Origin of the sequence: Rhodopseudomonas palustris HaA2, from assembly GCF_000013365.1 — a bacterium.
GTDB classification, from domain to species: Bacteria; Pseudomonadota; Alphaproteobacteria; order Rhizobiales; family Xanthobacteraceae; genus Rhodopseudomonas; species Rhodopseudomonas palustris_J.
Map to the genome: position 1 here is coordinate 3446907 of NC_007778.1, position 13354 is coordinate 3460260.

12 protein-coding genes are annotated in these 13354 nt (G+C 68.2%); 8 read left to right on the forward strand and 4 right to left on the reverse strand.

Annotation, left to right across the window (positions count from 1 at the left end; translation table 11 throughout):
* The first annotated feature begins 163 nt into the window (after nt 1-163).
* Together RPB_RS15245 and aat are read left to right on the forward strand one after the other, a co-directional pair.
* On the forward strand, nt 164-1384 hold the full coding sequence (locus RPB_RS15245; protein WP_041798268.1) for a citrate transporter: 1221 nt from the start codon (nt 164-166) through the stop codon (nt 1382-1384).
* Between the two features lie 74 nt (nt 1385-1458).
* Nucleotides 1459-2133, forward strand: a complete 675-nt coding sequence (gene aat, locus RPB_RS15250; protein ID WP_011441911.1) for a leucyl/phenylalanyl-tRNA--protein transferase — start codon at nt 1459-1461, stop codon at nt 2131-2133.
* Nucleotides 2134-2172: 39 nt separating this feature from the next.
* Here aat and RPB_RS15255 read toward each other — a convergent pair whose 3' ends face one another.
* Nucleotides 2173-3093, reverse strand: coding sequence for a DUF2155 domain-containing protein (locus tag RPB_RS15255; RefSeq protein ID WP_041798269.1), 921 nt, complete (start codon nt 3091-3093; stop codon nt 2173-2175).
* 231 nt (nt 3094-3324) lie between these two features.
* Here RPB_RS15255 and RPB_RS15260 point away from each other — a divergent pair, with 231 nt between their 5' ends.
* From RPB_RS15260 to RPB_RS15270, 3 genes are all read left to right on the forward strand, one after another.
* On the forward strand, nt 3325-4104 hold the full coding sequence (locus tag RPB_RS15260) for an SDR family NAD(P)-dependent oxidoreductase (RefSeq protein WP_011441913.1): 780 nt from the start codon (nt 3325-3327) through the stop codon (nt 4102-4104).
* Nucleotides 4105-4134: 30 nt separating this feature from the next.
* Nucleotides 4135-5079, forward strand: a complete 945-nt coding sequence (locus RPB_RS15265; RefSeq protein WP_011441914.1) for an alpha/beta hydrolase — start codon at nt 4135-4137, stop codon at nt 5077-5079.
* 100 nt (nt 5080-5179) lie between these two features.
* On the forward strand, nt 5180-6535 hold the full coding sequence (locus RPB_RS15270; RefSeq protein ID WP_011441915.1) for a hypothetical protein: 1356 nt from the start codon (nt 5180-5182) through the stop codon (nt 6533-6535).
* Here the strand turns inward: RPB_RS15270 and RPB_RS15275 are convergent, their stop codons facing one another.
* Nucleotides 6536-7474, reverse strand: a complete 939-nt coding sequence (locus tag RPB_RS15275; RefSeq protein ID WP_011441916.1) for a GlxA family transcriptional regulator — start codon at nt 7472-7474, stop codon at nt 6536-6538.
* 128 nt (nt 7475-7602) lie between these two features.
* Between RPB_RS15275 and RPB_RS15280 the strand changes: the two genes are divergently transcribed.
* Nucleotides 7603-8307 (forward strand): DJ-1/PfpI family protein, encoded by a 705-nt coding sequence (locus tag RPB_RS15280; RefSeq protein ID WP_011441917.1) that lies wholly within the window; start codon nt 7603-7605, stop codon nt 8305-8307.
* A 46-nt stretch (nt 8308-8353) separates the two neighbouring features.
* Here the strand turns inward: RPB_RS15280 and RPB_RS15285 are convergent, their stop codons facing one another.
* Entirely contained in the window at nt 8354-8764 is a 411-nt protein-coding gene (locus RPB_RS15285) for an NADH:ubiquinone oxidoreductase subunit NDUFA12 (RefSeq protein ID WP_011441918.1), read from the reverse strand.
* Between the two features lie 237 nt (nt 8765-9001).
* Here RPB_RS15285 and RPB_RS23845 point away from each other — a divergent pair, with 237 nt between their 5' ends.
* Nucleotides 9002-9607 carry a BA14K family protein gene (locus RPB_RS23845; RefSeq protein WP_011441919.1) on the forward strand — a complete coding sequence of 202 codons (606 nt, stop codon included), beginning with the start codon at nt 9002-9004 and terminating at the stop codon, nt 9605-9607.
* Between the two features lie 59 nt (nt 9608-9666).
* Here RPB_RS23845 and RPB_RS15295 read toward each other — a convergent pair whose 3' ends face one another.
* Nucleotides 9667-10563: a DMT family transporter gene (locus RPB_RS15295; protein WP_011441920.1), complete on the reverse strand. Its 897-nt coding sequence runs from the start codon at nt 10561-10563 to the stop codon at nt 9667-9669.
* Between the two features lie 219 nt (nt 10564-10782).
* Here RPB_RS15295 and RPB_RS15300 point away from each other — a divergent pair, with 219 nt between their 5' ends.
* Complete coding sequence (locus tag RPB_RS15300) at nt 10783-13074, forward strand: lytic transglycosylase domain-containing protein (RefSeq protein ID WP_433993719.1); 2292 nt, start codon at nt 10783-10785, stop codon at nt 13072-13074.
* The last annotated feature ends 280 nt before the right edge of the window (nt 13075-13354 follow it).

A 13354-nucleotide genomic window follows, 5' to 3' on the forward strand; every position in this document is an offset into this window, starting at 1 on the left:
CTCGGGCAGGTTCCGCGCGCGCCGCTGCGGGAACGCGGCGGAATCTTCTCATCACATCAGGGACTTTGCTTTCGCAGGCAGGGCTCGCGTGGCATCGCTGCGTCGATCACGCCCGGGCGAACAAACTCTCCAGTCGCGAGTCCGCGCGAAGGGCCAAGCGCTTGTGACGACTCCAGTCCTGATCCTGGGCATTCCGCTCGACTTCTTCCTGTTCGGGCTGACCCTCTTGGGGGTTGCGATTTTCCACCGCCACACGTTGTGGATCGCACTCACCGGCCTCGCCGCCACCATCGCTTACAAGCTGATGTTCACCGGCTTCGCGACCGGCCCCGGGCTGCTCGGATTGACGCTCCATCTCGGCCACGAATGGGTGACGCTGACGAATCTGTTCCTGTTGCTGATGGGCTTCGCGCTGCTGTCGGCGCATTTCGAGAAGAGCGGCATTCCCGACGAAATGCCGGCGCTGCTGCCGAACGATTGGAGGGGCCCGGTCGTGCTGCTGGGCATCGTGTTCGTCTTGTCGAGTTTCCTCGACAACATCGCCGCCGCGCTGATCGGCGGCACGGTGGCGCGGCACGTCTTCCGCGGCAAGGTCCATATCGGCTACCTGGCGGCGATCGTCGCGGCTTCCAACGCCGGAGGGGCCGGCAGCGTGATCGGCGACACCACCACCACGATGATGTGGATCGCCGGCGTCAACCCGCTCAGCGTGGTCGAGGCCTATGTCGCTGCCGGCACCGCGCTGCTGGTGTTCGCCGTCCCGGCTTCGATCCAGCAGCACAACTTTGCGCCGATCGTCAAGGACGCGCCGCGCGGGCTGAGGATCGAATGGGTCCGCGTCGGCATCGTCGCTGCGATCCTGATTGCGGCGCTGGCCGCCAATATCAGCGCCAATGTCTATTTCCCGGACCTGCTTCACCGGCTTCCGTTGCTCGGCCTCACCATCTGGGCGGTGTTGCTACTGACCGCGCCGATTCGCCGGCCGGATTGGAAGCTGATGCCGTCGACCTTCAAGGGCACCATCTTTCTGCTGGCGCTCGTCGTGATCGCATCGCTGATGCCGGTCGAGCGGCTGCCGGCCGCAACATGGCAAACAGCGCTCGGCCTCGGACTCGTCTCGGCGGGTTTCGACAACATTCCCCTCACCGCGCTGGCGCTCAATCAGGGCGGCTACGACTGGGGATTCCTCGCTTACGCCGTCGGCTTCGGCGGCTCGATGATGTGGTTCGGCTCGTCCGCCGGCGTCGCCCTCACCAACATGTTTCCCGAAGGCAAGTCCGTTTATCTATGGCTGCGCTTCGGCTGGCCCGTCCCCGTGGCCTATCTCATCGGCTTCTTCGCATTGCTGACACTGGTCGGCTGGAATCCCGATCCGATCCGCTGACCGCGCTCCGGTCCCAATCGGCATTCGCTTCCGCCCCGGCTCGCGACCTCCGTCCCGCCCTGCTATGCTCGGGCATGACATCCCGCGACTCCGCCGCCGCCGAGATCACCCCCGAAGTGCTGCTGCGCGCTTATGCCTGCGGCATCTTTCCGATGGCCGAAAGCGTCGACGATCCGACGCTGTTCTGGGTCGAGCCGGAATTGCGCGGCATCATTCCGCTCGGCGGCTTTCGCGTCGCCTCCCGGCTCGCCCGCACGGTGCGGTCGGACGCTTTCACCGTCACCGTCAATCGCGACTTCAAGGGCGTGATCGACGGCTGCGCCGCGCCGCAGCCAGGCCGCGACGACACCTGGATCAACCGCCGGATTCGCGAGCTGTATATCGGCCTGCACGGCATCGGCCATTGCCACAGCGTCGAGGTCTGGCAGGACGGCGACCTCGCCGGCGGTCTGTACGGCGTCAGCCTCGGCCGCGCCTTCTTCGGCGAGAGCATGTTTCACCGCGCCCGCGACGCCTCCAAGGTGGCGCTGGTGCATCTCGTCGCCCGGTTGCTTGCAGGCGGTTATGAACTGCTCGACACCCAGTTCGTCACCGACCATCTGCGCAGCTTCGGCGCAATCGAAGTCCCGCGGCAACGCTACCGTTCGATGCTCGACGACGCACTGCAGGGCATCGCCGCCTTCGATGCGCTGCCGGTGGATCAGCCCGTGACGGGCGCCAAAGCGCTGGAGATCATCGCGGCGCACTGAGCACGGCGATCAACGATCCCTCTGTCAGACCGGGAGCGGTTACTGCCGGAATGCCGGCAAAGGCGGCGGCGGCGCCTGCTGGGTCTGGCGCGGTGGCGGCTGGCGGCGGCGCTGCTGCTGCTGCGGTTGTGCAGCGGCGGGCTTCGGCGCATCGGGTTGGGCGCTGACGACCGGCGTCTCGGGGTTCTTACAATCGGTCAGCCAGATATCGTAGATCGGATGCTCGACCGCGTGCAGGCCGGGACTGGCGGCGAACATCCAGCCGGAGAAGATCCGCTTCACCTCGCCCTGCAGCGTGATCTCGTCGACCTCGACGAAGGCGTCGGTGTTGGCAGCCTCGGTCGAGGGCCGCGTGTAGCAGGCGTCGGTCTTCACGCGCAACGCGCCGAACTGCACCGTCTCGCCGATGTCGGCGTCGAAATTGATGGTGCGACCGGTGATCTTGTCGAGGCCGGTGAAGCTCGCCTTCTTGTTGACGATCTTCTGCGCCGGCGGCTCGGTGACGATCTCGTCGCCGGGCTGCAGCGTCGCCGGCGTCGGCGGCGCGCCACGCGGCTGGCGCTGACCGGGCGGCAGGCCCGGCAGCGGATTGGCACCCGGCGGCGCGTTGGCGACGCCGCTGTCGGGCTGGCCGGGCGGCACGTTGGCCGTGGCCGGCGGGGTCTGCGGAATGATCGTGGTGCCGGGCGGCGGCGGCAGCGGCTGAGACTGCACCGGGCCTGGAAGTGCCGAGCCCTGCGGCGGCCGGGTCGGCGCCGGCAGCACGCGGCCTTGCGGCGGCAGGTCGGGAACCTCTTCCTCGTCGTCCATCTGCGGCGCGCCACGCGGGATCGCACCGGGCGGACGCGGCGCCGGGTCGGAGAAAATATTGCCGATCTGCGCCTGCGCCGGCGGCGCGAGCGTGATCAACGGGGCGGCGATCAGCGCCGCAAGACCGACAAAACAGAGGCTTCGGGACATTCCGCGCGGCTTCAATGACGAATCAGGCTTGCGACATTCTACAGCTTCGGCCGCTTGCATCGGTCCCGGTTAACACGCCGAATACGGCGGGGGAAGGGCGACCCGCCGGCGGCCTGCCCGCTGGCCATCCGCCGCCGCAGCTGAAATAATCGTCGCAGGCGCAAGCGCGGGATCAACCCGACGCCGCCACCATTCCGGATCGAACCGGAAGGAACCGGGGAGACGACGGGCATGACCGACCGAATTCGGCTGGACGGCAGGGTGGCGCTGGTCACCGGCGCCGCGGGAGTGATCGGCCGCGCGACCATCGACCTGCTCGCAGAACGTGGTGCCCGGATCGTCGCCATCGACCGCGATCGGACGGCGCTCGATCAGGCGGTCGCCGCCCTGCCCGCCTCGGCGCAACCGCTGGCGCTCACCGCCGACGTCACCCAGGAAGATCAAGTCGCGGCCTATGTGCGCGCCGCGCTCGAGCGCTGCGGGCGGATCGACGTGTTCTACAACAATGCCGGTATCGAGGGTGATATCGCGCCGATCGTGCGCACCTCGCTCGACGCCTTCCGCCGCGTGCTCGACGTCAACGTCGTCGGCGTGTTTCTCGGCATGAAGCACGTGCTGCCGGCGATGCTGCAGCTGGGCTCCGGCAGCATCATCAACACCGCCTCGATCGCCGGATTGATCGGCTCCAACGACATCATCGCCTACACCGCCAGCAAACACGCCGTGATCGGCATGACGAAAACGGCGGCGCTGGAATGCGGCGACAGCGGCGTGCGCGTCAATTGCGTCTGCCCCGGACTGATCGACAGCCGGATGCTCAGCGCGATCGTCGAAGGCCGCAATCCCGGCCCGACGCCGGTGCCCAACGACAAGATCGTCGACCGGATTCCGGCGCGGCGGCTCGGTCATGCCGCGGAGGTCGCCTCGGTGGTGGCGTTTCTCGCCTCCGACGAGGCGAGCTACGTGTCGGGCGCGGCCTACACCGTCGACGGCGGCCGCACCGCGAGCTGATCGTTCTCTCTCACCAGGTCCAGCAAAACCATGCCAGCAAAACTCGATCCCGATGCCGCCGCCGTCTACAAGGCGTTCCAGGACGCGGGCCGCCCCGCCTATGAAGATCTCACGGCCGAGGAAGCGCGCGCGTACTACGACGCCGCCCGGCTCGTCAGCAATCCCGACCCGCGCGAACTCGCCTCGATCCAGTCGATCGCGATCCCTGGACCCGCAGGCGACATCCCGGCCCGCGTCTACACGCCGAAGACACTGCGTCAGGACAACGGTCTGGCGCCGGCGCTGGTGTTCTTTCACGGCGGCGGCTGGGTGATCGGCAATCTCGACACCCATGACGTCGTCTGCCGCGCCATCGCCGACGAAGGCCAACTGATCGTCATCTCGGTCGACTACCGGCTCGCCCCCGAGCACAAATTCCCGGCCGCCGTCGAGGACGCGATCGCGGCGACCCAATGGGTCGCCGACAATGCGCGCAAGCTCGGCATCGATCCCGAACGCATCAGCGTCGGCGGCGACAGCGCCGGCGGCAATCTGTCGGCCGTGGTGACGATCCACGCCCGCGACCATGGCGGGCCGATGCTCGCCGGCCAGGTGCTGATCTATCCGGCCACCGACTTCGCGATGGACCATCCGTCGCACAGCGAACCGGAGACCAGCGTGCTGCTGACGCATTCCGTGATCAGATGGTTTCGCGATCACTATCTCGGCGGCGCACCGGTCGAACAGGACTGGCGCGCCTCCCCGGCCCGCGTCGAAACCCTGGCCGGGCTGCCGCCGGCCTTCGTCATCACCGCCGGCGCCGACCCGCTGCGCGACGAAGGCGACGAATACGCGCGTCGCCTCGCCGATGCCGGCGTGCCGGTGACGCATCGGACTTATCCCGGCCAATTCCACGGCTTCTTCACCATGGGCAAGCTGCTGCCGAAGGCGAACGACGCGGTCGTCGAAATCGGCGATTGGCTGAAGGCGCTGTAGCCAGCGCGGATTGACCGGCGTCAACGTCGTCGCGCGCCGAACCGGCGAGGTTGGCCCCCCGCAATCAGAGGGCCGCCGACGCGCGGCGCAACGGCGTTCGATGACCGACATTCCGAGAACCCGCTGGGGCGGCCTCGCCGAAGACAAGGCTGCGGCCACCGGCTTTTTCCGCGTCGCGCAGATCGACGGCGTGTGGTGGTTCATCGATCCGGACGGCGGCCGCTTCCTGTCGAAGGGCGTCACCGCGGTGAATTTCGACCACGACAGTATCAAAGGCACCGAGCGTCACCCCTATCGCGAGGCGAGCCTGCACAAATACGGCAGCCGCAACGCCTGGCGCAGCGCCGTCGCCGATCGCCTGCACCGCTGGGGCTTCAACACGATCGGGGCGTGGTCGGAGCCGGAGGTGGCATCGGCCGGCTGCGCCCCGCTGGCCTCGGCCGCCGGCGTGGTCTATCTCGCCACCGCCTACAGTGACGGCCGCGGCTGGCCGCAATCCGATCCGTTCGCTCCGGCCTTCGAGACCTTCGCGCAGCAACGCGCCCGCGAGATCTGCGCGCCGCGGCGTGACGATCCGAGCGTGCTCGGCTGGTTCATCGACAACGAGTTGCAATGGGGCCCGGACTGGCGCGGCGAGAACGAACTGCTGCCGGTGATCCTGCGCGACAACGCGGCGCCGCATTCACGCCAGGTAGCGGTCGACCTGCTGCGCCGCCGCTACGCCAGCGTCGCAGAGTTCAACACAGCGTGGCGATGCTCTGCATCATCGTGGGACGCGCTGGCGACCGTGCCGATCGCGGCCCCGCCCTTCACCCGCAATTTCTTCACACATGATCACGCGCAGGAACGCGATCCGTTGCGCGGGCGTTACTTCGCCGATTGCGATGCCTTCGCCGGGCTGCTCGCCGAGCGCTACATGGCGGTGAGCGCCGCGGCGATCCGCGCGGCCGCGCCGCATCATCTCGTGCTCGGCAGCCGCTTCGCCTACGCGCCGCAGCCGCAGGTCATCGCTGCCGCCGGCCGGCATTGCGACGTCATCAGCATCAATTGCTACGACGCTTTGCCCGACGCAGTGATCGACGCCTATGCCGAATGCGGCCGGCCCTGCCTGATCGGCGAGTTCTCGTTCCGCGGCGACGACGCCGGGTTGCCGAACACGCAAGGCGCCGGGCCGCGCGTCGAGACGCAGGCGGATCGCGCCGCAGGCTTTGCGCGCTATGTCGGTGCCGGCCTGCGCCACCCGAACCTGATCGGCTATCACTGGTTCCTGCACGCCGATCAGCCGGCGGAAGGCCGCTGGGACGGCGAGAATTCCAACTACGGCGTCGTCACCATCGACGATGAGGTTTATGTCGAACTGACCGAGGCGATGACGGTGGTCAATGACGACGCCGAATGGCTGCACGCCGGCGCAGCGCAGGTCCGGCGACACATCGCAACGCCGTCGGCGGCCTGATCAGGCCGCCCGCGCCGCCCGGCGCAACGCCTGCGGCGGCTGGCCGAAGGCGCGAAGGAAGGCGCGGCGCATCCGCTCCGGATCGCCGAAGCCGGTCGTCCTTGCGACCTGCTCGATCGCTTCGCCGGACGCCTGCACGCGGCTCTTCGCCGCCTCGACCCGCAGCCGCTCCACCGCTTTCGCCGGCGTCGACCCGGTCTCGGCGATGAAGGCGCGGGTGAAATGTCGCGCGCTCATGCCGGCCTGCTCGGCCAGCCGCTCGACGGTGAGGTGTTCGCCGAGATGTTCGCGCACCCAGCCGAGCAAGGCCGCGAACCGTCCGGACGGCGCCTGCAGCTCCAGCAACGATGAGAATTGCGACTGCCCACCGGCGCGGCGCTGTGCCAGCACCAATTGCCGCGCGGTGTCGCGCGCGATGGCGTCGGAATGCTGCTCGGCGATGATCGCCAGCGCCAGGTCGATGCCGGCGCTGATCCCGGCCGAGGTCCAGACCTCGCCGTCGCGGACGAAGATTCGGTCCGGCTCCAGCCGCACCCGCGGATAGCGCTCGAGGAAATCGCGGGTGCGACTCCAATGCGTGGTCGCACGCCGACCGTCGAGCAGCCCGGCCTCGGCGAGCAAGTATGCGCCCGAACAGACACTGGCGATGCGGCAGCCGCGCGCTGCCGCGGCCCTCAGGAACGCCAGCGTCCGGGAGCAGCCGGCGGCCGCGCGCACCCCGTCGCCTCCGGCGATGATCAGCGTCCGCATCGCCCGGTCGTGCCGCAATCCGCGCGCCAGCATCTCGACGCCGGACGAACTCCGTACCGCACCGGGCGTGGCGGCGATGGTTCTGATCGGCTCGGTATTGCGCGCGTAGCGGCCGGCGATTTCGAACGCGGCGATCGGACCGGCCGCGTCGAGCAACTGGAAATCGGGATAGATCAATACGCCGATCATCGCCCCCTCCGCCGATGGTCCACGCGACCTCTTGTCTGAAATCGAGGGATATATGCCATTTCGGACATCAGCCGACCATGCCAGGATCGCCTCGTCAAGCGCCGACCCAGGCATCGAGGAGGACCCCCATGGCCCAGTTGCAGATCGGACTATTGCTGTTTCCCAACCTCACCCAGCTCGACCTCACCGGGCCGCTGCAGGTGCTCTCGCGCATTCCCGGCGCGACCGTGCATCTGATCAGCAAGACGATGGCGCCGGTGCCGAGCGACGCGGTGCTGTTGCTGCCGCCGACGATCACCTTCGCGGACTGCCCGCAGCTCGACGTGATCTGCGTCCCCGGCGGATACGGCACCGACGACCTCGTGGGCGACGACGACACGCTGGACTTCCTGCGCCGGCAGGCGGAAGGCGCGCGCTATGTGACCTCGGTGTGCACCGGTTCGCTGGTGCTCGGCGCGGCGGGACTGCTGCGCGGCTATCGCGCCACGACGCATTGGTCGGCGATCGACGACCTTGCGGCGTTCGGCGCCATCCCCGACCGCAGCCGCGTCTGCATCGACCGCAACCGCATCACCGGCGGCGGCGTCACCGCCGGCATCGATTTCGCGCTGACGCTGGTCGAACTGCTGGCCGATCGCACAACCGCGCAGGCGATCCAACTGACGCTGGAGTACAACCCGGCGCCGCCGTTCAATGCCGGCTCGCCCGAGACCGCGCCGGAGCCGGTGGTAGCGATGCTGAAAGAGCGGCTGCAGGGTGCGCGGCAGCGCCGCAGCGAGTCGGTCGCGCGCGCCGCGGCGCGGTTGCAGGCCGAAACAGAAACGGCGGCCTGAGCCGCCGCGGAAACAGGTCGAGACGTCCTCGGCCAGTTGCCGGACGTCAGCTGCCCGGCGTCCAGGGCTGATAGTCGCCGGTCGCCTTCGGCCGGCGGCCAGCCGCCAGCGTCGAGCCGGACGGGCGATACGCCAGCGGCGTGCCGGTCAGGTTGGGCTGATGCGGCTTCTGCCACTCGCGCGGCTGATAGGTCTCTTCTGTCGGCGGCACGTCGACGATGTGATGCAGCCAGCCGTGCCATTCCGGCGGAACGCGCGTGGCCTCGGCGAGGCCATTGTAAAGCACCCAGCGCCGTTCGAAGCCGAGCGTCGGATCGATCTTGCCGCCCTTGGTGCGGAAGTATCGGTTTCCGCCCTCATCGGTGCCGACCAGTTCGCCGAACCGCCAAGTCCACACTTGGGTGCCGAACGTGAAACCGTTCCACCAGGTAAAAATCCGCAGCAAAAACAGTTTCATGAGGATCATCCATCCGATAGCGGCAGGCTCCCCTGATGCCACCGGCGACGGCGAAAGTCCAGCCGTTGCGAGTGGATGCCAACATCGGGATTCACCTGTTCCGCAAAATGAACGCAATCCGTTCATCAGCGATACAACCGCAATCTGGGAGGCTCGTCTGAAAAGCCGGAACGACGCCAGTTCGAGCGTGTTGTGTCGGGGAAGGTTTCATTCGATTTCCCACTGATGGAGTCCAAGATGTTGAATCTCAAGACATTGACCGCCGTGGCCGCGCTCGCGATGGCGATGCCTCTGGCGTCCGCTGAACTCAGCTTCGCCCAAGGCAGCATCGGTGGCGGCGGTGCCGCCGGCGGGGGTGGCGGCGGCGGCGGGGGTGGCGGCGGACCCGCGATCGGCGGCGGCGGCGCCGGCAGCATTGGTGGCGGTGGCAGCATCGGCCGCGGTGGCGGCGGTGGCGGTGGACCCGCGATCGGCGGCGGTGGATCGCGCGGTCCGGGATTCGCCGGCGGCGGCGGACCTCGCCCCGGCTTCCAGGGTGGTGGGCCTCGTCCCGGCTACCACGGCGGCGGCCCGCGTGGCCCGCGGTTTTCGGGCGGCGGCTATCGCGGCGGATATTACGGCGGTTATTGGCCGGGAGCCTATGCGGGCGCCTTCGTCGGCGGCCTCGGCTCGTCCTATTACTACAATGATCCCTATGGCTACGGTTACTACGACGAACCCTCTGTGGTCGTCGTACCGGGCGAGGATCGCGACGACGCCTATTGCTCGCGGCGCTTCAAGTCCTACGATCCGGCCTCGGGCACCTATCTGGGCTATGACGGCAAGCGTCATCCCTGCCCGTAATCACCGGCTGCAATGAAGCTGCTCGAACGGCGCCCATCCGGGCGCCGTTTCTGCTTGGCTCAGGATCGCAAGGCCAGCGCAACGCCGGCCAGAGTCACCGTCAGCGCGATCACTTCGCGCAGCCCGAGCGGCTCGTGCAGCATCGCCGCCGCCGCCAACACGCCGACCACCGGCACCAGCAGCGTGCCGATCGAGGCCGTCGCCGCCGGCAAGCGCTCGAGCGCCACGAACCAGCAGACGTAGCAGACGCAGAACTGCACCAGCGTCATGTAGACCATCGACGCCCAGCCGATCGTCGACAGAGCCGCGAAATGCGGATCCTCGAGCGCGAGCCCGGCAACCGCCACGGGGATGCAGCCCAGCCCGATCTGCCAGGCCGCGAGCGACAAAGGCGGCAGCGCCAGAGGGAAGTGTTTCGTCAGCACGGTGCCGGATGCGACGCAGATGGCGCCGGCGAGCGCGAACAGGATGCCGGGCAGCTTGTCGAGACTGGCGTCGAAGCCACCGCCGCCGATCAGCACCGTGATGCCGCCGAGCGAGATCAGCAAGGTGACCGCGCGAACCGCCGAGGGCCGCTCGCCGAGCACCGGCCACGCCAGCAACACGACCCACAACGGAATCGAAATGCCGAGCACCGCCGCGTCACTTGCCCGCAGCCACAACAGCGCCAGCCCCATGCACGCGACCCATCCGCCGATCGTCAGCAGCGACACCAGGACAAGTCGCGACCATAGGCCACGCGGCACCGTGATCGTCTGCCCGCGCCAGACCGCGATCGCCCCCAGCGCGATGGCGCCGATGATCCCCGACAGGCCGCGCGAGGACAGCGGCGGCAGTTCGGTCAGCAGGTGCTTCATGATCGGGAAATTCAGGCCCCAGCCGATCGAGGCCACGCCGAGACACGCCAGCCCGAGCGGCGACATGCGGCCGCGCGAAGCGTCTTGAACCGTCGTCATCTAGGCGTTGCCCCCGACTGTGCTTTTCACGCCACGATGACTGAAAACCAATGGCGCGGCCACCGGGAAAGTGGCCCGGAGCAAGGCGGGCTATTCGTCGCGGCATCGGGCGGATCATGTCGCAGGCCCGACTTTGCCCTGTTTTTGCCGCTGTATTCGGGTGCAAGCGGCGGGAAGCGTACGTTCCTGGACGCCGGACTGCCTTCACTTGTCTGGCCGATGCTGACAGAATCGCACGAATCGCCCGCTCACCGGGGACCACAGCGATTGCATAGCAACCGATCCATCCGACGCATCCCCCACCTCGCCGCCCTGTTGCGTGCGTCGACGGCGACGCTGGCGTTGAGCATCGGACTCAGCGGGTTTTCGATCGAGGCCCAGGCCGCTTCCAAGAAAGTCCCGCTGCCGAAGCCGCGACCGATCTCGCGCAGCATCGTGCCGAAGACCGCCCCCGCGACTGTCGCCTCCATTCCCAAGCCCTCGGCGCCGCTCGCGATCGCCGCGCCCACCGCGCCGGCGATCGATGCCGCGCGTCCGCATGCGGCGCCCCCGATGGTGACTCGCAAGCCGGCCACGCGGTCGGCAGTGGCGGCCACGGCGCAGACATCGCAGGCCGACGCCAACGCGCTCGAAAACGTCATCGAGCAGGTCCGCAAGCGCAAGGCCGCCGATGCGACGCAGATCGCGGACACGATGTCCGATCCGCTGGCGCGCAAGCTCGCCGAATGGATCATCCTGCGCGCGGAATACAACGGCGCCAGCGTCGAGCGCTATCGCGCCTTCGTGCGCGCCAATCCGAGCTGGCCGTCGCAGACATTCTTCCGCCGCCGCGCCGAAGCCGCGCTGTGGGACGACAACCGCAACGACGACGCGGTGCTGGCCTATTTCGACAACGAGAGACCCCTGTCTGCAAAGGGCAAGCTGGCGCTGGCGCGTGCGATGCTGGCGCGCGGCGACCGTCGCACGGCGGAGCAGCTCGTGCGCGACGCCTGGCGCAACGATTCGATGTCGGCTGCGCTCGAAACCTCCGCGATCGAGATGTTCGGCGCGCTGCTCACACCGGGTGATCACAAGGCGCGGATGGACGCGTTCCTTTACGGCAACGACAATGATCCCGGACTACGCGCCGCGAAACGGCTGGGTGCCGCGCAGTTCGCGCTGGCGCGAGCCCGCCTCGCGGTCGACAACAAGTCCGGACAGGGCAAGGCTTTGCTCGATGCGGTGCCGTCCGACCTGCACAGCGACCCGGGCTATATGTTCGCCAGCATCCAGACGTTGCGCCGCGATGAGAAGATCGCCGAGGCCGGACGCCTGATGCTGACCGTCCCGCGCGACCCCAACCGGCTGCACAATCTCGACGAATGGTGGATCGAGCGGCGGCTGCTGGCGCGCAAGCTGATCGATATCGGCGACTATCGGCTGGCCTATCTGGTCGCCCGCAACGCCGCGACGCCGACGCGCGAAGTCTACAAGACCGAGCATGAATTCACCGCGGGATGGATCGCGCTGCGGTTGCTCAAGGACCCGGCGACCGCCGCCCAGCATTTCGCCCGGATCGGCACCGACACCACCAATCCGACCGCGCTGGCGCGCGCCGGCTATTGGCAGGGCCGGGCCGCGGAGGCGATGGGCCGGACGCAGGATGCGCGTGCGGCCTACTCGGCGGCGGCCGCCCAATCGACCAGCTATTACGGGCAATTGGCGCGCGCCAAGCTCGGCCTGCCGCAGCTCGACCTCAACGGCGCACCGTCGAGCCATGGGCGCGGCGTCGAGCGCCTCGAAGTCGTGCGCGCGGTGCAATTGCTCTACGCCATCGGTGAAGGCGACGTCGCGATCCCGATTTTCGCCGATGTCGGCGAGAACGGCGACACCGACGCCCTGCTCGGCCTGTCCGAACTCGCGGCCCGCAACAACGATGCGCGCGCGATGCTGCTGGTCGGCAAGGCGGCGCTCAACCGCGGCCTGCCGTTCGATCACTACGCCTATCCGATGGTGGGCATTCCGCAGTTCAAGCAGTTCGGCCCGGAGGTCGAGCGCAGCATCGTCTACGCGATCGCGCGCCAGGAAAGCGGCTTCAATCCGGCCGTGGTGTCGCCGGCGCAGGCCTATGGCCTGATGCAGGTGACGCCCGACGCGGCGAAGTATGTCTGTCGCCGTCACGGCTGCACCTACGACGCCAGGCGATTGAAGGACGATTCGGTCTACAACGCCGCGCTCGGCGCGGCCGAGCTGGGCGGACTGATCGAGGATTACCGCGGCTCCTACATCATGACCTTCGCCGGCTACAATGCCGGCCGCGGCAGTGTGCGCAAATGGGTCGAGCGTTACGGCGACCCCCGCGATCCGAAGGTCGACGCGGTCGACTGGGTCGAACTGATTCCGTTCTCCGAGACCCGCAACTACGTGCAGCGCATCATGGAGAACCTGCAGGTCTATCGCGCGCGATTCGGCGGCGGCAATCGTCTGCAGATCGACGCCGATCTGCGCCGCGGCGCCGCGGCGGTCGAGTAGCAGCCCACCCGCGCCATCCGCGTTGGGGGATCAGGCCGGCTGCGGCGAGCCCCGGCCTGCGGTTCGGCAGGTTGGTCCGCTTGCGGCACGCCTGCCCCAGCTTTGCCACCGGTTTGCCGCAAGACATCGAGCGCCGCGTCGGCCCTGTCGATCGCCGACGCCGGTAGTTCGGCACCCGCCTTCCGATCGAATCGTCAATGGATTGGCATCAGCCGATTGATGCGCCCGGGCCACACCCGGCCGGCAGCGGGCCCGCCTTCACTGCGCCGATGATTCGCCT

Bases quoted from the DNA above. Each gene is read 5' to 3' on its own strand.
- aat (WP_011441911.1), top strand. From the start codon at position 1,459: ATGACATCCCGCGACTCCGCCGCCGCCGAGATCACCCCCGAAGTGCTG.
- RPB_RS15255 (WP_041798269.1), bottom strand. From the start codon at position 3,093: ATGTCCCGAAGCCTCTGTTTTGTCGGTCTTGCGGCGCTGATCGCCGCC.
- RPB_RS15260 (WP_011441913.1), top strand. From the start codon at position 3,325: ATGACCGACCGAATTCGGCTGGACGGCAGGGTGGCGCTGGTCACCGGC.
- RPB_RS15265 (WP_011441914.1), top strand. From the start codon at position 4,135: ATGCCAGCAAAACTCGATCCCGATGCCGCCGCCGTCTACAAGGCGTTC.
- RPB_RS15270 (WP_011441915.1), top strand. From the start codon at position 5,180: ATGACCGACATTCCGAGAACCCGCTGGGGCGGCCTCGCCGAAGACAAG.
- RPB_RS15275 (WP_011441916.1), bottom strand. From the start codon at position 7,474: ATGATCGGCGTATTGATCTATCCCGATTTCCAGTTGCTCGACGCGGCC.
- RPB_RS15280 (WP_011441917.1), top strand. From the start codon at position 7,603: ATGGCCCAGTTGCAGATCGGACTATTGCTGTTTCCCAACCTCACCCAG.
- RPB_RS15285 (WP_011441918.1), bottom strand. From the start codon at position 8,764: ATGAAACTGTTTTTGCTGCGGATTTTTACCTGGTGGAACGGTTTCACG.
- RPB_RS23845 (WP_011441919.1), top strand. From the start codon at position 9,002: ATGTTGAATCTCAAGACATTGACCGCCGTGGCCGCGCTCGCGATGGCG.
- RPB_RS15295 (WP_011441920.1), bottom strand. From the start codon at position 10,563: ATGACGACGGTTCAAGACGCTTCGCGCGGCCGCATGTCGCCGCTCGGG.
- RPB_RS15300 (WP_433993719.1), top strand. From the start codon at position 10,783: ATGCTGACAGAATCGCACGAATCGCCCGCTCACCGGGGACCACAGCGA.